Here is a 24,853-nt window from a genome sequence, read left to right as displayed (position 1 = left end):
ATAATCATTTGGGTATGTTGATGTGAATATGTCGTATGCGCACCTGCCAGCCAGGATTGCGCACTCACCGTACTCATCTTGGCACAGGCACACAATCCATCATGCCAGTGAGCCACCTGGCTGAACTATGTAAAAGAACAAACGAGGTCACGAATGGAGTATTGGAAACTGGCCCGATGGCCGCATTGGGCTTCAGGCTTTTTCGCCCTGTTGGGTATTTTCTATGCAAAAAAACTGTTTAATGCCAATTATCTGGCGATCTCTTTCTGGTTCTTTTTTCCCTTTCTGCTGGCTGGCATCGCTTCAGAATTATTGATCGCTGCCATCAGCCTGAGAAAAAATGTCCGGCTGTTGTCCGATACTGAAAGACGACTGTCCCGGCATTTTGACTGGAAAGTCATTGCGAGTCTGGCTGTCGTATTGTTTGTCACAGCCACCGTCCTGTCCAGCTTATATACCAAGGGCATACATAGCAGCTGGTTCGTGATGGCCATGGCCGTCCTCGCTCTGCTATACGGCCTGGTATTGCGCCAGGTCTGGCTGGTCGATGTCCTGAGCTTCCCGCTGTTTTATCTGATCCCCGCCGTTGCCGGCACACTGGATACCATGCTGCCCCTGTTTGCGACTCAAATCGTGCTGGTATATATGTTTGGCGTGATGGTGTATGCAGTGAGGCTAACTTCGATGCTGGAAGTCTCCACAATTACCAATGAAGACCATAGCTACACAATGGCAGGCGGCATCTATGACCGCCACCTGATGGCTTATCTGCTGGGCCTGAGCGGGGCCACCTTTGCACTGGCCATGGCATATCACCTGATAGAGCAAGCCAGCAGAATGGGGCGCGCTTCGCTGGTCATCATCCCACTGATGATCTACGTGATCACCCATGTGACACAGCATTACCGGGTGTATGTGAAGGGCCAGGGTCCCGAGAAAAACTTCCGCGAAGTAGTCTGGAATCTACGTGTCAAGCTGTGTAGCTGCAGTGCGCTGGTTTTACTCGCTATCGCGGTTAACTGGGGTATCTGATGGCTTCCAAAGCACGTGTCAGCCTGGTATTGCTGAGCTATCTTTTGCTAGGCGGGCTACTGTTGGCAATGCCAGTCTTATTGCTGGTCGTAAAAAACATTGCGTATCGTTTTGAAATACTGGCTGGCTTTTACGTTTTGCTCTTTTTTGCATTCGTGATCAGAAGCTTCATGCTGGGTGGTGGCCTGGATTTGCGTCTGACTACCCAAGTCAATGATGTCTATGGTGCCAGCCTGAAAAATAAGCCGGACTGGTTTGTAGATTTGCAATGCATGAGTTTACTGCGGGTCTTTGGTGTATGGCTGGTTTTTCCAGCAGCATGGTCATCAAAAATTATTCAACAGGCAGATTTATTCCTGGCTTATGAACTGAGCCTGGATGCATGGATAGCGACAGTCCCGGCGACAGGCCAGACAAGCGAAGAAGGAGAAGTATCTTGAGTTACACACTTTTGCTACACACGCTGGAACAAAAGCGTGATGAAGATGGTCACGCGGGCTGCTACCGGGACGACGCCATCAGGGCATTGGCACAGGATGATATCTCATCCATGTTGCGCAAGGAACGGGGCATGGATATCAGGAAGGAAGACACAATGGCGAAGAACCGGCTGGAAGAATTGAACCAACTTTTGCAATCAGGCGGCAAACCTGATTTCTCCGCTTCGGATGCTGCCTGCAGCCCTCAGTCATTTGACGTCAAGTATGCCGGGGCAGTGGAACGTTGCAATCTTTTCCTGATACAAAAACAATTGACCAGCCTCAATACCCAGGCTGCCCGCGTCGATATGGCAGCCAGATTGACAGGCCTCGATACCAAAAATATCAAGACTGAGTCGCTGCAACTGCCGGAAAACCAGATGTTCGTCAAGGAACTAGAGACCTTCCGCAAACTGAGTATCAATGTCGCTGGTTTGCTGGCTTTCGATATTTCACGCCAGGAACGCTCAGAGCATCTGCAAAAGAACATACAGCAAATCGGTGTCAAAGCCAGAGAAATACTGAATGCCCTCTCCCCTATCCATCATGACTTGAAACTGGAAACAGAGGAAGCAAAACAGTCCAATACAGGAATCAGAAATGGAAATTGAAAATGCGTGCTTTTACCTGATCAAGGACAAGGGTAATGAAAAAATCGTGTTCACGCTGGCAGATGGGGTCAAGGACAGATTGTGCTTTATCGAGCATATGAGTGCCGGCCTGGAAGAGTCTTTTGACCCGGCCACATCCACTGTCATCAAACGCTTAGGGAATGCCACAGAAATATGGGATGACGAATTCTCGGCAAAAGTATTAAGCATACTCGTCAACGACGGCCTGGAACTAGACACGCTGGAATCCTTGCAGCTGGTACAACAAATACGTCAACAAGCACTGGCTTTGAGCGACTTGAATGGCATACGGGGCCTGGTCGCGCAATTGCACGAAGAACGCCGCGAAATCGAAGCCTCGCGCAGTAATTTATGGCGCAGCTTTGCGCATCGCTCTGCCATCTGAAGTACATAAAAAGTACAAAAAAAGCACATAAAAAAAGCGCCGCATTATTAGATTTTGCGGTGCTTTTTTTGTTTGTCGATGTCCTGCTTAGTCGGTAACGATAATCAGGCGCCCCAGCAACCTTGATTCCACCTGACGGATACGCTTGCCGGTAGCAATTTCAATTTCACGCAAGGCACCATCAAAGGTACCAAAGAAGGTACCGCCCATCTTGATATCCTGATCCTTGGTCTGGTAAGACAGCGAGTAACCATTCTTTGATGCCAGGCGCAACAGTGCGTTGCGCAGGGTTTTGTCATTCAATGAAATTTCCCATTTGGTGCGCGAGGCCTCCTGCACTTCCACATTCGCCTGCACCGGGAAAGAGATCACAGTGCTGTTAGCCGAAGTCGTCGCTACCTCAGTAATAACATTGTTATCCACTACAGAAGACGTACCTTGCGCTTCAGGTGCAGCAAATCTGGCCTTGGTTATAGCCGGTTTGGCTTCATCTGCGCCTGCAACTGCTGCGGGAAAATCCATCCTGCTCATTCTATAACCGCCTGCGGCAGGTCGCGGAAAGCGGTAATCAGCGCGTATCATTTTGCCTGCAGAGGCGGGCTTGGCATCACCTTCTTCAAAACTGATAGGTTGCGCCACTGGCTTGGCGGTAGTCGCATCCTGAGGCGCAGATGAAGGTTCTGGCTTGACCTGCTTGCTGCGGGCATTCAACTGTTCGAGCTTTTCGCGGTACTGTGTTTCCAGTGCTTCGAGCTGGGCCATTTTTGCTTTGGTCGCCTGCTCCACGCGTTGGCTGATCAAAGTGTCTATCGTATCATCAGACACTTTGACGCCGACATTGGTGTTGCCGCGATTGTCGCCTACTTCGCCCAGTGCACGCACGGGCACATCCACGCTCGCAATCGGTACGGTGCGCGCTTCTGTAATCGCAGCGTGCGCAGGCTGCAGACGCAAGGCGATCAGAGGCTCAGGGGTCTCAAATTGCTGCCTGACTGTCACATGGCGCAATATGCTCTTGTCCTTGCCCTGGCTAAACAACTGAGATGCATAGCTGCGGTTGGACATAGGCGCCAGAGTGATTTCGCGGCTTTCCCAGTTGATATCGGCAATCAGCTTGTGCTTGAGCAGCACACCATCGAGTGCAATCACCCAGGTCTGGGCACTGTTCCACTCTATTTTATTCCTGAGATTCACGCCTTTCAGTGCGAACACGCGCCAGCCCTGGCTTTCTGGAACGATGCCGCGCAAGCCTGAGAGCATATCCACGCCCTTGTTGGCAGCCACCGGTATCATTACCATCTCCATGTCGATGCGGCCATGGTGCAGGGTATTGGCAGTAGCTCCCACTACCCGCTCTTCACGGACATCAACGACTTTTCTCTGCGCACCTGATATCTGATAGACATAAGGTGTATTGGAATTGCTGACAACCTCAAAGCCTGCCATGGCGGCAGGCGCATAGGCCGCAAATCCAGTGGCAAAAATACTGGAAACCAGGATGCTCAATAAATTGCGTGGATATTTCATCAGTAAATACTCCAGTAGCGCAACGCTACAAAAATTAAATTCTCAGTTGGTGCTAAAACCTTGCCATCGCCAGGATGTGGATCGACACTGGCGATGAAGGTGAGCATCACTAGTGGACTGTAACAGTGAAATCGAGAGTGAAGGACATGTGCCCGGCGCATCAGGGTAAGATGCAAAACACAGCGATAGCGGGGCTATCGCGAGTATTTGCAACGCAGCCATGATCGTCGCGCACATGGCAGGCACTCCGATTTTCACTGTTACAGTTCACTAGCTACGGTAACGTTTCATCTCGTTCCAGTTCTTTGCATAACGGACCTTGCCACCAATAAAGCAGCGCACCAGGCGAAACACCACCATCGGCGAATACTTGAAACGCTCCAGTACTGACAGTGCCACAATCACGGTGATAGCCATCACAAAGGTGAACATATTGGCGTGCAATAACCAGAACACCAGTGGAAATACCGCAACATAGTTAATCCCCAGGAAGCGCAACTCCCTGGCCGAGTCGCGCCAGATTACTTTCGCGGTGCCGTCATCTATATTATTTGCCATCTCAACTCCTTATCATGATCATTCACTGCCCAGCATGCGTTCTGCCTGGCTGGCACTGACTTCATATTTTTTGTATTCAATCTCGGAAATCATGCCTTCACGGTAGTAACGTCTGGCCTCATCCACCAGCAACTGTTTTCTTTCCTTGACGATGGAATGCGTCAGGAAAGGCAGCATATTCACGTCAGCACCTACCTGTTCTATCAGACGGGTTTTCACGTCATCGTCAAACACCAGGTACTCACGCAAGGCAATACGCTTGAAATTACCGTCATCATTTTTCTCAGTCGAAGCGACCAGGCGCTGAGTCAGGATCACCTTGGTGGTATCGATCAGATCGACCATCTTGGATACCCGTTCTTCATGTGGGAATACATTCACCATGCGCTTCCAGGTCTGGCCTACCGAGTTGGTATGCAGGGTGGAATATACCGCCTTACCCACCTGGGCTGCCATGATCCCGGCATTAATGGTTTCATGGTCACGCATTTCACCGACCATGAGGATATTCGGATCACGGCGCACTGCATTACGGATAAATTCTGAAAATGATTTCAGGTGGCGGCCTATCTCGTGCTGGGCCACCATTGATGAATAGCGTTTGCATTTATCGAAGACAAATTCAATAGGATCTTCACCCGTCAATATGCGTTTGTTCGACTCCGGCTGTTCCAGGATGTAGCGGATGACCGCCGCCAGCAAGGTCGTCTTGCCTGAACCGGTTTCTCCCGTTACCAGCACCAGGCCAATTTCAGGGAACAGTTGCTCCATCAGTTCAGGAGGCAACTTCATGGTAGAAATTTCTGGTGGGTTTTCCTGCAAAGGACGCATGACGATTTCTACACCCGGCCCTGAAGGCGAGAGGCAACCGGTGGCATTCATACGAAAGCGTACGGATACGCCACGCTGCCCTTCCAGCTTCAATTCATAGGCGTAGTCAATTGCTTCGCCACTACCAAGTTTGGAGGGGCCATTGGTGCCATAGACCTCAGTGACGATGGTATTGAGTTCACTGGTTTCCAGGCTGCGCTTGGTGAGTTTGAAGATGGGCTTGCCTACCCTGACCTTGACCGGATCACCCGTCTTCAGATAAATATCAGATACGCCTATGTCCAGGCAATGCTGCAGTAATCTGCGAAAAGAGTTTTGCTCAAAGGTATTGGGCACATCCTTGAATGCATAACGTGCTTCGACCGCTTCGCGATCGAAATTGACATCCTGATTTTTTGCTGGCTTGGGAGCAAGTGCAATGGGCTGTACAAGCGCGGACATAATTAACTCGCTATCAAAAGCTGGGGAACAACATCCAGTCGTTAGAATTCAGATTGAATTCAGGGCGCTCGGTAATCGTCAGCGTAATATCATCAATCGATATGCCGGTCTTGCCATTGCCAGTGACACCAAGGCGATTGCGCGAGACAAAGGGCTTGGTCACCAGGTTTTGCAACAACAGATACTGATAGCGCTGCATGCCGGAAAAATCTTCATTCAGCATCGCCAGGTTTTGCCGGTAAATCGCATTTGCCTGATCGACACCCTTGTCCCAGCCCTCTGCCAGTGCCAGGTTCCAAACCCGCTTTTCTTCATCACTTTTAGGGAACAGGCTGGGGTGCACATCATTGCCTGGCGTACCGGCATCAAACACCAGATAATTTTCCCAGATAGGAATGGTGGTGATCAGGCGTGCCTGCTTTTTGATGCGGAAGCTGGCCTTGGAATAACGCAACACATCACCCTGGCCATCTTTGTCGCTCAGCAGGTTTTTTGCACCCAGTATGACTGGCGGCTGCATGACACAGTTTTCATTGGGACGTTCAGCAATCAGTTTTTGCGAATAGCGGTTTTTTTCTTCTTTGCCACAATCCAGCATCAATGGTGCAAAGTTAAATATCCTGTCCATCTCTGAACGGTGACGGTACAAAAATTCCTTGATCAGGATAGACCTGGCAACCAGGCCATTGCGTATGCCCAGGCCATAAGCAGCTTCGCGCACGGCTGCTACACGCAGGTCGCGGATATCACTGCCCTTGAATGGATCATCTTCACTGCGCTTGGCCTTGGCGATATTCTCTGCAGAAAAATCATCCAGTGTTGGCGCGGTAGATTCTCTGGCCGTATTGCTGGCATTCAGATTCACGGTGACAGGCTCGCCTTTGCTATCGTAGGCAAATGCAGAAGCGCCACATAGCGCAAGCAGGGATACAGCAGCAATTTGACTTAATTTGAACATACAAGACCCGTTATCAATATTAGTCAAAGAAGCGAACCAGCACTTTTCTTCTTGCTTCATCAACCACGATATCTGCACGTGAACCTGCCTGCAAACCAGCATCGCGTAAGATGGAAGCGATGGATTGTTCCCTGGCATTGATTTTCACCATGACAGGTATGGCAGGCACGCTGCCTTCGGGCTGCATGTATTCATAGCCAGAGCGTATTGCCATCTGGCGTGCTACTTCCTGGATCGGCCCGGCCTCCCAGACAAAGCTGATTTTCGCAGTCATGCCATAAGGTTCTTTGGTATTCGCCGCCTTATCCATTTTCAACTGTTGTGTGGGCGAGAGCTGGGCTTTTTCAACTGCAGCGCGGGTATTGCTCGCTTCTGCCAGCAATTGCGAATTGCGCTCTATAGCATCTGCGGTTGATAACAATTGCTGCTGCAAAGTTACTGTCTCTGACAAACGCGATTTCTGGTCCTCTGCCACCCTGGGGTTTCTCGTCTGGCAACCAGCCAGGGTTGCAGAAACAACTAACAAGCTAACAGCAAATTTGATCTGGTTCATGGATGAAGTCTCTGAGTTGCAAGCGCGCATTCAACGCGCAACATGTAAAGCCCTGGTGGCACAGGATTTTCATCAGCATCAGTCTGGCATGCTATTGGAAAAACCTGTTTATTTCCATTTCTACGAATGAAAATCAAAATAATACGAAAACTTTAAGACAATGATAGCATAAAATATTTGTAGATTTTGTTGAAATTACGGCGCTGAAACAGAGTATTTTTCAAGGCGCAGCAGATTCTGATTTTCTTGCAACAGAGTGCGCAATCATCCGCCGGGCTGTAATCTTCAGACGACTTCACGCTTACTCGGGCATACATTGCTTATGGGGAAATTGAGCACAAAGCATCGCTGGATTTGCTGGTGAAAAACAGTGCCATGGATGGAAACTGAGGTCGCCTCAGGCAAACGGACATTGGAGCATCAGACGCATCAAGCGCAACAGGCACGACAGGCACAACAAGCATGATGCGTATTACACCAGCACAAATAAGTATGCTCACACCAGAACGGACAGCAATTGCTGTCCGTTTTCAGTTCAGTAACTTATGTTTGATTCCGCTATACCAAAGCTGCTGCCCGCTTTTTCTCTTCATGATCCTTTTTATGGGAGTACGTCAGCAGTTCCTCAGCCATGGCTTCAATGATATTGGTGTCGTCATCCTCACCTATCATGCCGGTAGCGGATTTTCTGGCGAGCTCCCGGCGTTCTATCTCATCCATGGCTGATCCGTCAGGGAAGTTTTCTGCCAATACCCTTCTGGCCTTGGAAGATCCGATGGCTCGGTAGAGCTTGTCCCTGAGGATGGTGTCTTTACGCGTGGTTGAGAATGCCCATAATTCCATGGGACCGACAGTATTGGTCAGCAATTGCTCATTCCTGTGTTTCTTGGTCGAGAAAATTGCCAGGAAAGTCGAACCACCAGAACGCGGCGGGTGAACCCGGCCAGACTCCAGTGCATGACGGGCGGTTTTTGACAAACCAAAACGGTCACCAATTTCCTTGACCTGGGCGGCATCACCACCATCCAGCACAAAGATCGACGTCGCAAATTCCACCATTTCTTTATCAAAGTCATTCATGGATTGCGACAGCAGGCAAACCTGCACGCCCCACTTACGACCTTCACGCATATATACCAACACCTGGTCACGCACCACCGGTGAATTTTCTGTCCTGTGGAATTCATCGAAGACAACCCGTTTAGGATCTTCCTTGATTTCATCGACGCGGCCCTTGTGGTAAGCCTTGTAGAGAGGACGGCATTCCTGCAAATTCTCTTCATTGAAAAAGAAATTGCGTGTGCCGATGAACTGACCCAGCATGTACATGATACCGGTGCGGCGGTCGGCAGCAGCACCGCCGGATTTAGCCACTTCATCCAGATCAATCGCGACAATGCGGGTGTCACCAATATCGAACCTGGTAGTTGATGTCAGTACCGGATACTCACGCAAGACTGACTGTATCATGCGCGAAAACGCATCGACGATAGTTTCGGAAGTCGCCGTCTTTGGTTTGGTATACACGTCCCTGAAAGACTGATCCTGCACGACCGATGTCAGGTCATTCATGTTGGGTACGGCAAAGCGCTGGGCCAGGATGGCTTCATGCACCATGCCGTGCCTGAACAATTCGTCGGTGATATCCCACCAGGTAGTAATCTCGTCAGTGTGCAAGCCCAGCGACCTGACGGCGGCATCGACTTTTTCATCCTGATGCTCAGAGTAACGTTTGGGGCTTTTCTCTGGCGAATACAGGCGGTACGCCTCATCGACCACCATGCCGCAAATATCCGGCATACCATCGTAGGGCTCGGTCTTACCCATGGGCATGGTCAACAGAGTCAATAAGTTGACCAGGAATGCGCGCTCTTGCGGTATCGGGTAGTGATAGCCAAGCTGTGTATCAAAGGGATTGACGGCATATTCCGGCGTCATGCGCAGGCGGAAATAATTGGCCAGATGCTTGAGATTCGGTGGCAGGGCATCCTTGACCAGGGAAATCAGACCGCTTGATGAAGGGCCGATATCAATCACGGAAATGCGTGGCAGGCGCTTGAGGCCAGGCATCACGCAAATTGCCCAGTTCAACATGTTCGACAGTACAGACTTACCCGAACCTGGCTTCGCGAAAATAATATCAATCCAGGTCGTTTGCTTGCTGGAGCCAGGCTGATAAGGCCAGAGCTTGCCATCCGGGGAGCGGAATAATACTGCGCCTTCTTTCCATGAAGACGCCGGACGCTGCAGTGGCATCATATAGACGATGTCCGGCAATGGAGCTATTGCAGGCGTACCCATATTCTTGGTCGAGAAGCCGACCAGAGTGGAGGCGACTCCCTCGAACGGGTCGCCACTCTTGTCGAACACTTCTATGCCGCCCCAGCCTTCGATGGCGCGCGCCAGCCTTTGTTCGCGGCTGCGCAAGAGTTTTTCTTCACCGACTGGCGCCCAGGTGGCAAACGACATCGACACTTTGACGACAGTGCCACCTTCCATGTCCTGATAATTCTGCAAGGCCTGCACCGCATTATTGGCGAGCTTGTTATTTGAAGAGGCAAACGAGATCAGCGCCGCTATCATGGATTTCATGCCAAATCCACGTACGCCGCCACCTTCCATCATCATCGAATAACGCCATGGCAGGTCCGCCTCCCTGATGCGGGCAAACAATCTCTGGAAGGTATTGATGTCTTTGGGGAAGAGGTAGACATGCACAGGCGCAATGATGCGGTCACCTATGCGCAACCACTTGCCATTCAATTCTTCTGCATCACGCGGCATGATCTGGTGTTCTATGCGCGGATACAGGATGTCTGAAATATCGCGCGGATGCGGATTTTCAAAAGCACGCGGAGACAGCTTGTCACCCAGCAACCTTGGCCTCCACAATTCGTCGGTGTAATCAGCGTCGTAAGACATGCGAGCCACACGCAAGGCACTATGCGCATCAAGGATTTCACAATCCAGACCGGCTGTCTCCAATTCCAGCTTGACTGAACGCTTGAAAGAACTGTGTCTGTCGCGCAGTTCACGGATCGCGGCGAACAGGTACTGGCTGTGCTTCATGACGGGCACATTATGGTCTTTGTTGAACTGTACTTTTTCTTTGTTCGCTGAAGCGGATTCGGCCTTGGTCATGGATGATCCATGAGTCCACAGCACAAGGTAGCATTCTTCATGCGAGGTATATTGCGACATGTGCGCCACTTTGGCATCGAACATGTCCTGCACATCCATTTGCAGGTTCCTGGCTGTTTCCCTGGAACCATCAAGGGCATAAGTGATGTCACGCACGACAAAATCTTTGTCACAGCCAAAGACGATTTGCATATGGTGGCCTGGATTGCCGAAGAAAGCTTCTATCCCCTGCATCAGCGAGCGGTGAATGGAAGCAAATTCTTCGACGCCAACCAGAAACCTTGCTCCATCGACCCGTATAAAACTGATCAGAGAGCCGTCTTTGGCGACCAGGGTGCTTTCATCGTCTGTAGTCTCCAGTTCACAATAAACAGAAGCAGAGCTCCTGAACATGGAGCCTGCCCAATAGACGAATTCATCAACACCTTCAAGAACAGAATTTACAACCGACATACCTACTCCGATCAAATAGAACTATTGCATAAGGGTGAACAGCTCTCACAATTTCCGACACTCAGACTTGTCACGACAGAAGAAACTCAGCCACCATTACTCTTTGCAGACTATATTTACAAAAAAGCCCCGCAGACCATGCCTGCGGGGCTTTTTGCGGGCTTTCAGAAATTCCAGCCGCATACGCAAAAGCTGGCACAGAATTTTTTAGTAAAATTCCTCAAACGCAATTGCTACATTCCGGACATGTCACATATTCCAAAAACCGGAATGCCATAACTCTTCATATCTGCCAGATAATCAGATTAAGGAGTGCCAGCGCCACTGCCATAAGTGCTGTAATCGTAAGAAACCCTGGTGCTATTTTGTGAACCGCCCCACAGAGACTGACCTGCAGTAGACATCAAGGATGGCAGATACAGCAGGCCTGCAGCCACAGCCAGCATGACGATAGGCGTAGATAAAGGCGTTTGCTGAGGATTGTCTTTATGCGCCTTGAATTTGAACATGGAGCCACCTGCCAGCGCTACACCAGCCATATAGCAGGCACCTTGTATCATGACCTGAACACCATTGATGCTCTTGGACGCATTCATGGCAACGTCACCAATCGACGTACCCGTACCCGTCTGCGCGAACGCCAGTTCTGGAACCAGCGCTACTGCTACGCCCGCAGCCACGCCCAATGCCATGCCCAGCTTGCCTTTAATACTTTTGTTAAGTTTAATCATGGAAACACTCCTAAGCTTTAGAAATAGATGCAACAAAATCCGGTAACAACGTCAATAAGAATACCCTAGACAAAAAATGCTTTCAAGTTTTTATACAAACAAAAGTAAAAATATTTTCCTTTTTAAGACAATCTGCAAAAGCTTACTTCAAGGAGAGATAATAATGTTGCTGATACCCAATGTTCTTTGCAAAACTTCTGAAAGTGCAACGATATTCAGGCAGAAAGTACCACCAACCAGTAATACAATGGCGCGCTTGGCTGTGTCTTCTTTATGACCACCACCAGACCCCAGCATCTTGAGTGCATACCAGCCACGGACAAACGCAATCAGGCCTATCAGGTTAACGAAACCGATCACTACCCGCGCTGCCTTGATGCCATCCGCATCCAGTATGGAAGAGGTGGTATAAGTCATGATGGTGCTGGTACCAAAGGTGGAAACCAGGAAGGTGTCGATGGAAGAAGACAGATAAAACATGCCGGTTGCGGCCAGCAAGGTCATGACCACTGACATCGCCCCCTCATCGGATTTTCTCTCCCCTATGCGCTTTAACTTGAACATGGAAAAACCGAACAGGAACATCGCCGTCACAAAAGCCATGGCCTGCACAAAGTTCCATAGCCCGGGAATGCTCTCGCCAAACTTCAGCAACATCGTCAAGGCCGTCGGCCCCTGAGCAAAGGCTGGCGCCGCCAGCAAGCCGGCTGCCATGCCGGCAAGTAATCGTAAGCGCGATGCTGACATCAAAGTCCCCATAGCTGTCATCAGTTATTCATTAGTTATAAGTACGTCCACCAGCCTGGAAAGATTTTCTTTCGAAATCGATTCTTTCCAAACGGCCCAGACCTTCCATGTCACCACCAAGCTCAACCTCATGGGTCAGGCCATCACGATCACGATAAAGTACACGGTCACGCAAGATAGTCAGGCCTTGCAGGGACAGGGCCTTGGGCGTGGCATCCATTATCTGGGTACGGGCACCCGGGTTTTGAGCTTGTGCGACGCTGGTCTTTGTGGAAATGCGGGGCAGTTCGGTTGCGACTGTGCTTCCTGGTCTTGCGGTGTCAAACAACATGACACGACCGCCGCTTGACTGAACTTGCTGGGCTGGCTGGACAGACTGAACCTGTTGGCCTGACCTGATATTCGCTTGAACTGGTTCACGCTGCGCTTCCGGCAAGGCTCCAGATTTATTGGATGCATTACAGAAAGCACGTCTGGGTTCATATTTGCAGAGCTCAGCTTCCAGGCGCAATTTAGTCAGGCCGAGGTCATTCACACGCCCTTCCAGCATGCTGACATATTGCTCCCGCTTCTGTGCATCCTGGCTTGGAGCATAAGTTGGCGCAACTGCTGCGCCTTGCAGGACAGGCCTTGGTGCCATCGTATTTGCTGTTTGTGCGGGCACGACTACCGGTACAGGCACAGGCGTTGCAGCTGCGGCCGTAGTTGCAGCAGGTATAGCCGGGTTGCTGCCATTGCGGTTTTTCAGCTGCGCCAGCGCACCCAGGTCATCATTCTGGGGCTGGCTGGCTGGTGCGGCTGCGGTTTCAGCCACTGGCTTTTCTGTCGCTGCTACGACTGGCTTGTCTTTTGCCTCAGCCTCGCGCTTCTTGCGCTCAGCATCTTCCTTTTGATTTTTAAATGCCTGCTGCTGCCGCATACGCTCACCGTTTTGCGCGGCCTGGAATTGCATGTACTGGTAGTAACCATATACCCCCATGACGAACAGCATGATGCCGCCCATGGCGAGGTACATGGTCCTGTTATTGTTTTTTGCTGCCACCGCAGGCATGGGCACTACTTTGTTTTCTGGCTCTTTCTTGCCAGTCGGTGAGGAAGCTGCCTCGGCAATTTCATCATGCTCGCCTGAAAGGCCATCCCAGTCATTCATACCCATCATCTATTCCTTATCTTCAATTTACTTTTGGCTTTGCGGTCAAAAATGAAAATGCGTTTTACCAGCGTTACTAGCGTTGACCATACACAGGGATTTGCCCATACAATGCGGGCTGACCACCATAAGCTGGCTGAGGATAGGCAGGCTGCGGTACATACACTTGCTGCTGACCATACATGGCTGGCGGCTGGACAGGTGGCATAGGAAGCGCTGGTGCATAGGAATTCGCAACTGTGGCCTGCCTTGCACCATTTGCAGTAGCAGCGCCTGGTGCAGGCCCGCTATTGTCAGCATTGACACCTTCGACATAGACGATGTCAGCCGCGACCAGCAGGCCTATTTCGGTTTGTGAATATACTTCCAGGGTATTTGGCCTGTTGGTATACGGTGCCAGCGTACTGGCTACACGGTTCATGGTTTTTGCCGCACCACGTGCAATTAATTGCTGATTGGTGAGCTCTGAAGTGGTAACCACAGTCGGCGCACCGTTCTGACCATAAGCAATCGACGAATTCGTCTGCGCCTTGCCCTCGGCATAGCCCTGTGCAAAATCGACAATGGCAGCGAGACCGAACTTCGTCAGCAAATGTCTATCGACGTTATCAGCAACCGCAGCACGTTTCGTATCACGATCGACAGCAAAAATTTTGACGGGAATGGAACGTTCAAACTTGGGATGATTCAGGGATGTAAATTGAATCACGGCTTTTTCTGAATAAGGCGCAGTTTGCCCGGACTTTGCTCCCAGCAGCTTGCCACCCTTGAATGGCCCACTCAGGATGTAGGCGGTAATGGCACTAGGCTCGTCCGTATTCATGCCTATATCGATACTGCCATAGAAAATATCGCCAGCCCTAGCAAAGACCTGGCCTTTCTTTTGTGCTTCAGCCTTGCCAGCTTGCTGCTCATGGATATCTTTTTCTTTTTTCTCGCCCTGAGCGCTTTCAGTGCCCACATAGGCTGTGTAGAAAACCCTGGAGCCCGGCTCCCATACCTCATTGATCTTGGCTTTGTCAGCAGTCAGCTTGCGCTTCCATTCATCGACTTTTTTCTGTTGGGCAGCTTCTGCATCACGGATATCCTGCTCGCTAGGTTCGCGTGGGCTTGCGTACCTGGCATAGCCATTGTCTGCATTGCGGGCCGCATACATGCTGGGATCTATGCCGTTGCCAGTATTGGCAGCAGATGCAGGTGCGGCGTCGGGTCGCATCGTTGCAATAAAGGTCTGTCCGTTTGATTCTGCCCGCTTGGCAGCATCTTCGTTGGCAGTCTTGCGCAAATCAGACTGCTGGGCATCGACTTTATTGGGGTCAATGGCGGTTTTTTTATTCGCATCGGCAGGCAAAGCTGCGGTGCTGGTGGGTTCGCTTGATTCCTTGTTGATGGAATTTTTCTTGATAACGCCATTGACCGCCAGTGCAATACCTGCGACCAGGACAACGGCAACACCAATGACCATCATGCGGGATTTAGGATTTGCCAGGAAAGCCGCTCCACCTGTTTTCTTTTCTGCCATTTAAAACCCCGACACGCGTAATTCAACACTCTTACCTTCTTGCGCAGCATAGACAACTGGCGTGCGCGCAGGAAGCTCATAAACATTGGTACCATCAATCGAAGACATGGTTCCTGTCCATGATGGTGAGCGCACTGAAGTCTTGTTGGTCAGGCGCAAATACATTTTTCCATCCAGCATCCAGGCCCTGGCATCTGCACCTTCAACCCTGAGTTCCTGGGCTTTTTCCGGCACCACGCCATTCAACATGGAAAACATCGAGGACGAAGCCTCTGGCGGCATTTGCTTTTCTATAAGGGCAGCGGCATTCGGTCCGCGTACAGGCATTCTCGCATCCAGACGCACGTCAGTTTCTTTTTGACCGGTAACCAGGCGCACAAAAACTGGTGTGCTCATGCCCGCCAGGAACACTTTCAAATTGCCGTAGGCGTAATCCTTGATAGGCTCCAGGGCAATTTCATGCGGATTATTATTTGCATGAAATTCCACTGCAAACATGCTCTTGGAAGGCGCAGAAAATTTGACGACAGGCCAGGGATTGCCCGTTGAATCCGTGAACAGCAAGGACGAATTCTCATTGACGTTCAGGCGCATGACCGGTATCACCGAGCCTGGCTGCAGGTTCACAATGACGGAAGAAATCACCGCTCTATGCATCTGCCCGTCAGGCGTGCGCACCGAACGTTTGAAATCATCAATGCGGTCGTAATAGCGATTGATTTCATCACGACTGAAAGTCACGGTTTCATCGAGCAATTCATCAAAGGCCTGCTCTTTGGGATCGCGGAACTGCGGCATCTTGAGCTTGGAGCGTGGCCTCGCATAACCATCTGGTGATGGCAGCATGGCAGGGTCGCTATAACGGGCATTCAGTTCGGATGCGGTCAACCTCGCTGCACTGGCAGGACTGGCCTGTTGCACCGGTTCTACAGGTGCAGGCGGCAAGGCACTGGGCAGGGCCATTTCACCAGGCTTGGTTTGTGACTTGGCAGGCGGGGCCTCGGCACCAGTCTGCCTGGCCAAAGCGGCAGTACCAAGCAACCCCATGAGGAGTGCGCAGGCAAGCCGGATATTTCTGTTCATATTCATCATCAACGACCTCAAATCACCGCTCGAATGTACTGAAACTATCAATCACCACGCCACGCGGGTTCTCCAGTGGAGAAATGGCACGCAGGTTCATCTTGATGATCAGTTTTTGCTTGATTGGACTTTGTCCGAACGGTGTGTAGGTCACATCGATCGGCATTTCCACTTTCCACATATAGATACCATTCACCGGTGCCTCGCCAGTGATGACGGGACTGCTGGTAACAACAGCAGAAACCAGCATGGATTTTTCCTTGACAGTCTGCAATGTGCCAGATTTATCCAGTTGATCCATATACGCCTGCCAGCCCTCCGCACTGAAATAATCGACATTGCCCTGGAACTGTTTGCGGTAGTTCACGTAGTCATACGTAAAAATTGAGGTAACAGACTCAGCAGCCCAGGTCAGCAAGGCATTCTTGGAAATGGTGGGACGGCTGATGGGGCGCAATTCAATAATGCGCCCGTCATTTTCTGCTGCGATATACAGGGGCTTGGGAGGATTACGATAAACATCGTACAAGGCATACGCCAGCAGGATAGTCAGCACCAGCAGGCCTGCGACAATTTTCTGGATAAAGCGGTAGCGATCGAGATAAAACTCGGCGCGCGCCATATTCAGTTCAGGCTGCCCTGTGGTTTCCCTGGTATTGCCGCCTGCATGCGGCGTGTCAGCAGCATGCACAGGCGGCTTGGTTTCCGCCTTGGCTGGCAATTTTTGTTGAGCTATAGAGCCAGACATCTTGATCCTCTTACACGTTATGGATACGCTTATTCAACATTTACTGCTGCGCCTGCTGGCGCATTCGCAGCCTTGGCGGCCTTGGCAGACTTTACCTGGCCGACACTGTCAAATTGCCTCAATTTCACCAATAAACCGTTGCGCGTGGTGGCATACAAATCACGCTGGGGAAAACTGCTATAAACCAGGAACATTCCCACCACCAGGACTATGTCCAGACCAACCAGACCGATCGCCAAGACAGTCATGCGGCGGAAGTTATCCCTATAAAACTCAAAGCCATAACGCCTGGTCTTTTTGACCACAGGCTTCGGCGTTGGCTGTATGGATGTTGCAGGGTCTTTTTTCATGGAAAAATTTAGAATTCTTCAATTATCTTATCATGGCAATTTATGAAAACAAAGGCCAGATAAGGTTTTTTCGACATTTATTCCAAATTCTACCAGCTTTACAATTAAATTATTAAGACAATGATGGTAAAAAACATCTTGTTTGTAAAATGGCAGTGAAATACTGTCTGCTGGCACCCTAAAAGGGCATTTACGGAGGGAAATATTTCAGAAAAATTACATGAAGCGTGCCGCATCAATTTCATACACTGAGGAAATAATAGAGAAATGCCAAAGGAGTCTTCGTCAGCCATCATGGCTGCAAGAAACTTACTGCACATCGCGCGGCGCTACCAGCCCATTGGGCCTATTGACACCTGCGCAGCCACTCCGGCAATTACTCTGGAACGAGTGCGGCAACCGTCAGCAGCTACTCCTGCAGCATTTCCCTGATCATCGCGAGGCGATTCAAATACACGGCCTCGCCATTGGAGTCATCAGATATCGCAGGGGCAAAGTATTCATCTTTCATCTTGTCGAACAGGGTCTCCTGCACTGCCCTGACCGCCTTGTCTTCTGCGACAAACGGCAGCAGCGGCAAAGCCCGCCCGAAAGGGAAATTGGTCGCGCAGCGGTTCAATACTTGTATGACGCCATACAGGGCTTCCAGCGCTGCCGCCAGCTTTGCACCGCCATCTGCAGGCAAATCTGCAGCCATGGCGGGGCTGTTCTGCTGCAAATGTTGAAAGTATTCAGCGGCCAGGCCTGCTGGTGGCTGTATGGACTGGTATAGCAGCAGGGCACGTTCCACATGAGGTCTGTGCAAGTTGTGCAGAGCTTCGACTAATTGATCTATCAATGGCATGGCATGTATTCCAGGTGAACTATTTTGCGGTAGCTGATTGGCGGTAGCTTATTTAAGATAAATTACTCAGTCAGATTCACATTGCAGGTTTTCTTTTTTCCGCCCTGCGCCTTGGCTGCCTGATAGCGGATGTTGGCGGCCTGCCTGGATACATCCATCAGTGACTCCTTCATTTTCTCCACATCAAATTCTCGTGCAGGTGCGGGCTGAGCGCTGCCAATAACCATCTTTCCATCCTTGTTTTGCAGCACATCACTACCCGTAGTTTTGCTACTGACAGGCGCGCCATCGCAACTCATGATTTGCGGTTTTACCGTTGCTGATTTAGATTTCCCCAGCAAATCCACATTGACCAGCTTGATTCCACGCTCGGCAGCCAGCTCTTCACTCAGGGAACTACCCGCAAAGCAAGATTGCGCGACAGTTGCGAAACAAACCAGGAGATATAAATTTTTCACAAGCCCTTCTCCAACATTTTGACTTCATACGAAGGATCAATGATTTCACTACATTGCTTGATCACTGCCAGATATACCGGCTCATTTTTTTGCGCTTGTGCCTCAGCGATCAGGAAAAAGTTTTTTGACTCGCTAATAGATGACTTGAATCTGATATTGCGACCAGACGGACTGATTTTCTGCCCGGACCCTAACAGGTGGTACTTGAACATGCCAAACACATCCACCTCCATTTTTCCTGCATCCAGCTGGATGGGCCTGACAACAAAACTGACGTCTTCAAATAAGACCTGCTCGGCTATAGCCCCACTCTTCTTGAAGGCTACGGAAAAATATTTTCCCAGTATGAATTCGTAATTCGCCGACACTGCATATTGCTGCAAACGATTGACATTCATTCTGGCAAAGTCATTGTCAAATTCATCAAATTGCGATGAAAACGCATAGAAAGAATAAGGACCACTGACTTTTTTCTCACACTTGTGAGCAGCACCGCAAACCTGCCGCGCCACCTCACTACCGGCAGGCAGGCGATAAATGGCCAGCTCATATTCGTTATGGTGCTGGGGTACCTGACCTGGCAAGCTGGTTCTTGGCTTAGGCTCGGACTTCGTCCCGGCAACCGGTGCTGCCAGCACTGGCCACATGAGTGCAAGTGCACAAATGCCCAGGGAAATAGGTAGGCGCAACAAAGCTTTTTCCGTTCGTATTTAGCGATTGCGCCGGAACAGGCGGACAATTCCCTGACGCACAGCCTGCCCTGCTGTTACAAAGGCAAGTAAAAACACCATCAGGCAAAAACCATAGAATAACCAGGCCAGATAAGCCTTCAGTTGTGGGAACAGGGTATTGGCCAGCAGCCCGGTCAAAAAATATATACTTACCAGTAGCAAATGCAGCCGCCCGGTCGTCATTGATGGCAGGCGCAAGGCAAAGCACAGGGGCAATAAAAGCAATGCGCAGAAAATAATCAGGCTGAATACACGCTGCTCAAAATAGATACTGAGCATGCGGGTAAGGCCAATACCAAATAACAGGCAAATCACGGCACTGACAGCAAACAAGATTTGCATGACACTGCCAGACATGGCAGTTGACTTACTCGCAGTGGGGTTGGCGCTGATTGCGCCAAGTGTGCTAACTGTGCTCATGGTACTCACTCTTTACTTTCATCATGTACTTGTTTCCAGGCCGCAAACCGGGCCAGTTGCTGCATGAAAAAACTACGGTAAAAAAAATAACGTCCCAACTCATAGAAAATGACGCAGACAAAAGCACCAGGTATTGCCATGGCACCCGCGCCGGTAGCATTCAAAGCTGTGACCAGCAAAGCAAAAACAGCGATGGCACTGAGCATGCACAAGACCAGGAAAAACAGGGTCGTTGCCAGCCTACGAAATTTCTTGCGCAAGAATGATTGATACATCATGGCTTATTTACTTTTATTTGCTGTGATTTACTTACAGTTGACAAAGAGCTGGCAGGAACTGGCCTGTATCATTTTTTCGGCAATGCATTCGGTGAGACAAATTCCGTTTTTTCTTTCAGCTTCGGTGCTACACCGTCGTCAATGCAGATGCTGCGGAATGTAAAGCCCTGCGGCCGGCTGTCTTCATACGACTTCAACTCAGCTGGCTGCATCAAATCCTTGCGCTGGAACTCCAGAAGGTTCTTCTTGGCATAGGCATAGATCGCCTTATAGTCAGATACCTCGTATTTGGACGCATTCAATTGATCATAGGCGGAGAAAAAATTGCCCTGGACTGTTGTTGCCTCTTTGACGCACTCTTCCATTTGCTTTTTACGGATGGAGAAAAGCTCTTTTTGCTTTTCATTAAATGGTTCCAGACTGACATTAATTTCCAGCTCCTTGAGCTTGATCTGCCTGTCACTGGCAAAATGTCTGACAAACATCAGGTCAGTCGCGAGTACAATCAAGCGTTGCGAGCGCTTGTCATCAAGCGGCTCCCTGATCTCTGGAATTGTAATTTTTTTCTTGTCTTGAGCGTAAGCAATATTAGAAGTACTTAAAAATACCAAAGTGGCTAACAAAGACAGAGCGAGTTTATTCATTGACTTAACCGAATTTAAAAAAATACATACCCAGCAATAGTTTTTCATCAGAACTGCATAATTTCAAGGTCTCTGTATATTGCATCAAAATTGACACTTCCAGAGACAATTGCTAGCATTCGATGAGAAAAGTTTTTTTACCTTCATTTTTATAAAGGTATTTTGATGAGCTTAACAAATATTGCGGAAAAATACGAGAATGAAACTGAAAATTCTGTATTACCCGCATGGAAAAAAGAGTTTTTCCAGACCCTGAGCAAGAATCCGGCCGTAAAAACCATCTTTTTGCGCCTGGAAACCCAATATGTGCAAAAAAAGCAAGCTCACCACAGTCTGGTTCCTACCATTGCCTGGAAAGTGGAATTACCGTGCTTTCAGAGTAATTCTCCAGCGCAACTTGCCGAATTGCGGCGGGAACTGGTGGCTACGTTGAAAGTGAATGGAGTTCAGGTTGTCCACAAGACAGACGAATGGATGCGTCACTTGAAAGCCCATCATGAGGTAGGCATGTCTTACGCAAGACTGTGTGGCGTCGCCTGATGAAGAAGTTAATATGTGCGCTGACGGCCACTGTCTTGCTGGCCTCCTGCGGGAAAGTCTCTGCGCCAGCAGCAAGTGAAGGCATAGCCTCGCCCAACATGAAAGTGCCCCTGAGTCTGTTGCAACTGGAAATGGCCTGTGAAGACGTGGCTTCCATCATCATGGTGTCCATGTCCAACCGGCTCAGAAACGTTGATGTTTACAAGACACGCAGTTTTGCCCGCTCTGTTGCCGACTCTTTCGATACCCGCTTCCCGGAATTGCCTGCCGATATACGCCTGCAAACCCGGCGCATTTACATGCAAACAGTCAGTGATCAATATCTGGCTGAACAGGCCGTCATACAACAGCAGGTAGAAACTTTCCGTCAATATGGTGAAAATCAATTCAGGGATGGCGCGATCAAGGCTTGCAAACACGGCCTGGCGAATATCCCTCAGGGCGAGGCTTTGCCAGTATTGCAGTTAAGGAAATAAGACACTTTTGTTATCTTTGTTGGTACAGCAAATGCCCGGGACAGCATGTATCATCTTTGTTTGCCTGCTGTACAGCAGGCCAGTTCGCTATACGCAATCAATACGCACTCCCTCAGAAAAACAAAAATGAATACCCCGAACACGGTTAAATCAAAAATAAACAACATCCTCAATGAATTACCCCGTTTTGGCAGTTATGCGTTTGCCGACCTTGCTGCTGAAAAAGAGAGAATACGTGCCATCCTCGCAAAGATCCTGGAAAAACGCGAAGAAGAGCCACAACTGAGCGGCTTTGAAGAAAAAATACTGGCAAAGGCACTTAATGTCTATGAGCCTTATGTTGATGCCGCCATACAGCGCAAGCAGACGGGTGAAATCATTATCCGCCCGCTTCACACCATCGCCTCGATACAGCCGGAACAGATAGAGACAGGAACAGGTGAGAGATTATGGATCAAGTCTGTGCTCAAGACACGCTATGCGCTGGGCATGCCAGACGATTTGATACTGAAGCTCGAAAGCGTACGCGACTGTAATTTCCGCATCCGCATGGAAGAAGGCTTTACCAATCCTGATCTGCCAGACCTGAACGGACTGGCACACTCAGAACAATTCAGCCTGCTGCCTGAAGGCTATCTGAGCCGCGATGAAGATGGTGTGCCTTTACTGTATGCGACCGCCAGAAGCACCGTGCCTTTGTCGCTGGATATGCAGAACGTCGTCAAGATCGAATTCGCCAACCGCAACCATGGCGGTGAATTATGGCGTCACCCACGCTACCAGTTAAATGATGGCTGCTTTACCAGCCTCGACAGGCAAGGATTTTTATTGCGCTCCAGGCTGATGGCACATATCTCGAAATCTCAACAGCGTTATGAACTCAAGTTATATGACCATGGAAAACTGATTGCCGAGTCACGTAATTTTCAGACCAGGCATGCAAGACATGCGCTTGCCGAAAACGAAAACCTGCTCAGTAACGCCGTGTTGAAAGAAGCCATACTGAAACTGACACCCGGACCAGGCGACTTGCCCGAGGAAGGTTTTCTCGAAAAATTTGATGCCACGCAAAAGGATTGGTTTGCGTCAGCGCGTGCAAAAGAACTGGCTCAGATAGGTATGGATTTAAGTGCCTGAAGCCTGGGGCCTGGCCTGCAACTGACAAAGCAGGCTGCTTCAATATCAAATCAGCCTGCCAGCGAGACAGATGCAACTTTATTTCTGAAGCCTGATCAATCTTTGACCTGCAGCATGCCGCAGGCCCCGTCTTTTTTCCTGGCAGTATTGAAGTCCAGCTCCGTGTTTTGCAAGTTCATCACCATTCTTGCTGACCTTGCCTGATATTGCCTGACGAGGCTATGTTCAGTAGGGAAGTTTGCAAAACTGATGCTTGCCATGTCCAGCAAAGTGGCAAAATTGGCGCTGGTCATACTTGCCTTTTCCTGGTTCTTCAAGAGATTTTGCCACTTCGCGGCATGCTGTTCACGGTATGCCTGATTGGTCCAGACAAAATAAGGCACGCGCAAATTCTCTTCATTCAGGACGCCATGGCCTATGAATTTGCAAGCCTTGGTGGGTAATGATTCGCCATGGTCCGAACCATAGATCATGGCGGCATTACCCGGCAACAAAGCCAGTGCCTGCATGATTTCACCGAGTACATGATCGGTATATCGTATGCTGTTGTCGTAGGCATTCGAAGTCGCCTGCATGTCATCGATTTGTTGTGCATCTGCCTTGCCTGCGCTGCTGACAGGATATTTCTCAAATGCCCTGGGGTACCTGGCAGAATAAACTGCATGGCTGCCCATGGTGTGCAAGACGATAAGTTTCTTTGCTGATTTTTCTTGCAGGATATTTTTGAGCGGTCCCAGCAAGGCATCGTCATACACCAGACCCAGAGTTTCGTCTGATTCAAAATACTGCTGCACATCCGCTTCTGCCGCGAACAGGGTCGTGACATTGTTCAAAAAACTTTTCTTCACCTGTGTCGATAAAAAATAAGTCTTGAAACCGGCTTCCCTAAAAGCTGAAATCAGGGATTTCTGCCGCGCACCTTCCTGCATGATGTCGCGCCCGCTCAAATAGATGGGTATTGATCCCATCGTGAATGTGCGTGGGGTAATCATGTCACGCATGCTGACCAGTTCGCCGTTTTGCCTGGCTTTGAGCAGATTGGGAGAGGTATCGCGTTCATAGCCATTTATAGTCCAGCGGTCAAACCTGGCTGTCTCACCCAATACCAATACATAGGTTTCTTGTGTACCTGTGCTTGCTGCTGCAGTTACCGGCGCGGCGACCGTCGCACCAAAGCGGAACTGACTCAGCTTCTGTTCCATGCCGCGCATGATTTTTTCTTCGCGCCAGAACATCCATAACCTGACAGGCAAACCGTAAGGATAGGTATCCTTCACGGTAGAAAGCAAAGGCGGCAGATTGCCAACACCAAACAGTTTTTCTTTACCATCTTCGCTGATGGTCGGATAGCGGTTGGCATTTTTCTCTTTGAGGTAAGTACTGGCACTCATGGCACCGATATACCAGCCATATCCAGCGATGCAGAGCAGGCAAAGAATCAGGAAGCCACCAGGTTGATAAGCGCTGCGCCGGGCAAAATAGATGGCCAGTACTGTGCTGATTGCGCATAGCAAAAGCCACAGCATGACGGCCTGTATATGTTCCAGCAAATAATGGAAGGATTCGCTGCTGTCGCTGGTCGTGAGTATGGAATACAGGCTGGAGCCGGATACACCGCCGAACGCATAGGCAACATAAGCTTCTGCGCCAGCAAGTATGGCCAGCAAGGCTGTCAGCAGCCTGAGCACCCATGACTTCTTCCATAACTGGAAAAAAAGAAAGGAAACCGGTAATACAGACAGGATGATCTTGCCACCATACAGGGGCAGTGCTGCTGCCTTGGCAATGACGATGCCATTGGGGATGGCAAATGGTATCAGCAAGAAAAAGAAAGACAGCAACTCATGAGACAGACCGGTTTTAAGCTGATGCTTATCTTGACGTTGTTGCTGGCTTTCTTGCTGGCTTTGTTGTTGATTTTGCTGCTGATGCTGTAACTGTTCCATGCTGGCAGAAGTATTCATTGATTCTTGCAAGCGGGTACGGTGCACCAGCTATGACTCT

The 24,853-nt window shown here is 49.8% G+C and carries 27 protein-coding genes; 7 read left to right on the top strand and 20 right to left on the bottom strand.

The annotated features are described in order from the left end of the window. Positions 1–153 precede the first annotated feature (153 nt). The 4 genes from ACO0LN_RS19380 to ACO0LN_RS19365 are packed head-to-tail and all read left to right on the top strand — an operon-like array spanning position 154 to position 2,528. Entirely contained in the window at positions 154–1,032 is an 879-nt protein-coding gene (locus tag ACO0LN_RS19380; RefSeq protein WP_422976567.1) for a hypothetical protein, read from the top strand. Then, the gene (locus ACO0LN_RS19375) at positions 1,032–1,472 is read left to right on the top strand and encodes a hypothetical protein (RefSeq protein WP_422976566.1); all 441 of its coding nucleotides are present in this window, start codon (positions 1,032–1,034) and stop codon (positions 1,470–1,472) included. Before ACO0LN_RS19380 ends, ACO0LN_RS19375 begins: the two co-directional genes overlap by 1 nt. Further along, the gene (locus tag ACO0LN_RS19370; RefSeq protein WP_422976565.1) at positions 1,469–2,122 is read left to right on the top strand and encodes a hypothetical protein; all 654 of its coding nucleotides are present in this window, start codon (positions 1,469–1,471) and stop codon (positions 2,120–2,122) included. Before ACO0LN_RS19375 ends, ACO0LN_RS19370 begins: the two co-directional genes overlap by 4 nt. After that, the gene (locus tag ACO0LN_RS19365; RefSeq protein ID WP_422976563.1) at positions 2,112–2,528 is read left to right on the top strand and encodes a hypothetical protein; all 417 of its coding nucleotides are present in this window, start codon (positions 2,112–2,114) and stop codon (positions 2,526–2,528) included. Before ACO0LN_RS19370 ends, ACO0LN_RS19365 begins: the two co-directional genes overlap by 11 nt. 87 nt (positions 2,529–2,615) lie before the next feature. Here the strand turns inward: ACO0LN_RS19365 and ACO0LN_RS19360 are convergent, their stop codons facing one another. The 19 genes from ACO0LN_RS19360 to ACO0LN_RS19270 form a co-directional block, all read right to left on the bottom strand. Next, the gene (locus ACO0LN_RS19360; RefSeq protein ID WP_422976561.1) at positions 2,616–4,055 is read right to left on the bottom strand and encodes a hypothetical protein; all 1,440 of its coding nucleotides are present in this window, start codon (positions 4,053–4,055) and stop codon (positions 2,616–2,618) included. Between the two features lie 270 nt (positions 4,056–4,325). Continuing rightward, positions 4,326–4,613, bottom strand: coding sequence for an IcmT/TraK family protein (gene icmT, locus ACO0LN_RS19355; protein WP_422976559.1), 288 nt, complete (start codon positions 4,611–4,613; stop codon positions 4,326–4,328). A gap of 18 nt (positions 4,614–4,631) precedes the next feature. Continuing rightward, positions 4,632–5,885, bottom strand: a complete 1,254-nt coding sequence (locus ACO0LN_RS19350) for a type IV pilus twitching motility protein PilT (RefSeq protein WP_422976557.1) — start codon at positions 5,883–5,885, stop codon at positions 4,632–4,634. A 13-nt stretch (positions 5,886–5,898) separates the two neighbouring features. Next, a complete protein-coding gene (locus ACO0LN_RS19345; RefSeq protein ID WP_422976555.1) occupies positions 5,899–6,843 on the bottom strand; it encodes a type IV secretory system conjugative DNA transfer family protein in 945 nt (314 codons plus the stop codon). Positions 6,844–6,862: 19 nt separating this feature from the next. Then, positions 6,863–7,396 carry a DotD/TraH family lipoprotein gene (locus ACO0LN_RS19340; RefSeq protein WP_422976553.1) on the bottom strand — a complete coding sequence of 178 codons (534 nt, stop codon included), beginning with the start codon at positions 7,394–7,396 and terminating at the stop codon, positions 6,863–6,865. Between the two features lie 558 nt (positions 7,397–7,954). Next, the gene (locus ACO0LN_RS19335; RefSeq protein WP_422976551.1) at positions 7,955–10,990 is read right to left on the bottom strand and encodes a hypothetical protein; all 3,036 of its coding nucleotides are present in this window, start codon (positions 10,988–10,990) and stop codon (positions 7,955–7,957) included. Between the two features lie 305 nt (positions 10,991–11,295). Beyond that, a complete protein-coding gene (locus tag ACO0LN_RS19330) occupies positions 11,296–11,721 on the bottom strand; it encodes a hypothetical protein (protein ID WP_422976549.1) in 426 nt (141 codons plus the stop codon). Between the two features lie 147 nt (positions 11,722–11,868). Then, positions 11,869–12,468, bottom strand: coding sequence for a hypothetical protein (locus tag ACO0LN_RS19325; RefSeq protein WP_422976547.1), 600 nt, complete (start codon positions 12,466–12,468; stop codon positions 11,869–11,871). A gap of 31 nt (positions 12,469–12,499) precedes the next feature. Next, a complete protein-coding gene (locus ACO0LN_RS19320) occupies positions 12,500–13,624 on the bottom strand; it encodes a hypothetical protein (RefSeq protein ID WP_422976545.1) in 1,125 nt (374 codons plus the stop codon). A 70-nt stretch (positions 13,625–13,694) separates the two neighbouring features. Continuing rightward, positions 13,695–15,140 (bottom strand): DotG/IcmE/VirB10 family protein, encoded by a 1,446-nt coding sequence (locus ACO0LN_RS19315; RefSeq protein ID WP_422976543.1) that lies wholly within the window; start codon positions 15,138–15,140, stop codon positions 13,695–13,697. After that, complete coding sequence (locus tag ACO0LN_RS19310; protein WP_422976541.1) at positions 15,141–16,229, bottom strand: DotH/IcmK family type IV secretion protein; 1,089 nt, start codon at positions 16,227–16,229, stop codon at positions 15,141–15,143. A 16-nt stretch (positions 16,230–16,245) separates the two neighbouring features. Continuing rightward, a complete protein-coding gene (locus ACO0LN_RS19305; RefSeq protein WP_422976539.1) occupies positions 16,246–16,971 on the bottom strand; it encodes a DotI/IcmL/TraM family protein in 726 nt (241 codons plus the stop codon). A 29-nt stretch (positions 16,972–17,000) separates the two neighbouring features. Next, a complete protein-coding gene (locus ACO0LN_RS19300; protein WP_422976537.1) occupies positions 17,001–17,321 on the bottom strand; it encodes a hypothetical protein in 321 nt (106 codons plus the stop codon). A gap of 409 nt (positions 17,322–17,730) precedes the next feature. After that, complete coding sequence (locus ACO0LN_RS19295; protein ID WP_422976535.1) at positions 17,731–18,165, bottom strand: hypothetical protein; 435 nt, start codon at positions 18,163–18,165, stop codon at positions 17,731–17,733. 62 nt (positions 18,166–18,227) lie between these two features. Beyond that, positions 18,228–18,623: a hypothetical protein gene (locus tag ACO0LN_RS19290; protein ID WP_422976533.1), complete on the bottom strand. Its 396-nt coding sequence runs from the start codon at positions 18,621–18,623 to the stop codon at positions 18,228–18,230. After that, the gene (locus tag ACO0LN_RS19285; protein ID WP_422976531.1) at positions 18,620–19,315 is read right to left on the bottom strand and encodes a hypothetical protein; all 696 of its coding nucleotides are present in this window, start codon (positions 19,313–19,315) and stop codon (positions 18,620–18,622) included. The genes ACO0LN_RS19290 and ACO0LN_RS19285 overlap by 4 nt, the downstream gene beginning before the upstream one ends. 18 nt (positions 19,316–19,333) lie before the next feature. Beyond that, a complete protein-coding gene (locus tag ACO0LN_RS19280; RefSeq protein WP_422976529.1) occupies positions 19,334–19,774 on the bottom strand; it encodes a hypothetical protein in 441 nt (146 codons plus the stop codon). A 5-nt stretch (positions 19,775–19,779) separates the two neighbouring features. Continuing rightward, positions 19,780–20,052 (bottom strand): hypothetical protein, encoded by a 273-nt coding sequence (locus tag ACO0LN_RS19275; protein WP_422976527.1) that lies wholly within the window; start codon positions 20,050–20,052, stop codon positions 19,780–19,782. A gap of 68 nt (positions 20,053–20,120) precedes the next feature. Further along, on the bottom strand, positions 20,121–20,744 hold the full coding sequence (locus tag ACO0LN_RS19270) for a hypothetical protein (protein ID WP_422976525.1): 624 nt from the start codon (positions 20,742–20,744) through the stop codon (positions 20,121–20,123). Between the two features lie 117 nt (positions 20,745–20,861). On the opposite strand from ACO0LN_RS19270, the gene ACO0LN_RS19265 reads away from it, so the two are divergent. The 3 genes from ACO0LN_RS19265 (at position 20,862) to ACO0LN_RS19255 (ending at position 22,849) form a co-directional block, all read left to right on the top strand. Continuing rightward, a complete protein-coding gene (locus ACO0LN_RS19265; RefSeq protein ID WP_422976523.1) occupies positions 20,862–21,236 on the top strand; it encodes a hypothetical protein in 375 nt (124 codons plus the stop codon). Further along, positions 21,236–21,712, top strand: coding sequence for a hypothetical protein (locus ACO0LN_RS19260; protein ID WP_422976521.1), 477 nt, complete (start codon positions 21,236–21,238; stop codon positions 21,710–21,712). Before ACO0LN_RS19265 ends, ACO0LN_RS19260 begins: the two co-directional genes overlap by 1 nt. 126 nt (positions 21,713–21,838) lie before the next feature. Continuing rightward, positions 21,839–22,849 (top strand): hypothetical protein, encoded by a 1,011-nt coding sequence (locus tag ACO0LN_RS19255; RefSeq protein WP_422976519.1) that lies wholly within the window; start codon positions 21,839–21,841, stop codon positions 22,847–22,849. 95 nt (positions 22,850–22,944) lie between these two features. Here the strand turns inward: ACO0LN_RS19255 and ACO0LN_RS19250 are convergent, their stop codons facing one another. After that, the gene (locus ACO0LN_RS19250) at positions 22,945–24,813 is read right to left on the bottom strand and encodes a phosphoethanolamine transferase (protein WP_422976517.1); all 1,869 of its coding nucleotides are present in this window, start codon (positions 24,811–24,813) and stop codon (positions 22,945–22,947) included. Positions 24,814–24,853 lie beyond the last annotated feature (40 nt).

Source organism: Undibacterium sp. TC9W (genome assembly GCF_049339865.1).
GTDB lineage: Bacteria > Pseudomonadota > Gammaproteobacteria > Burkholderiales > Burkholderiaceae_D > Undibacterium.
This window is presented reverse-complemented; position numbering and strand designations above follow the sequence as displayed.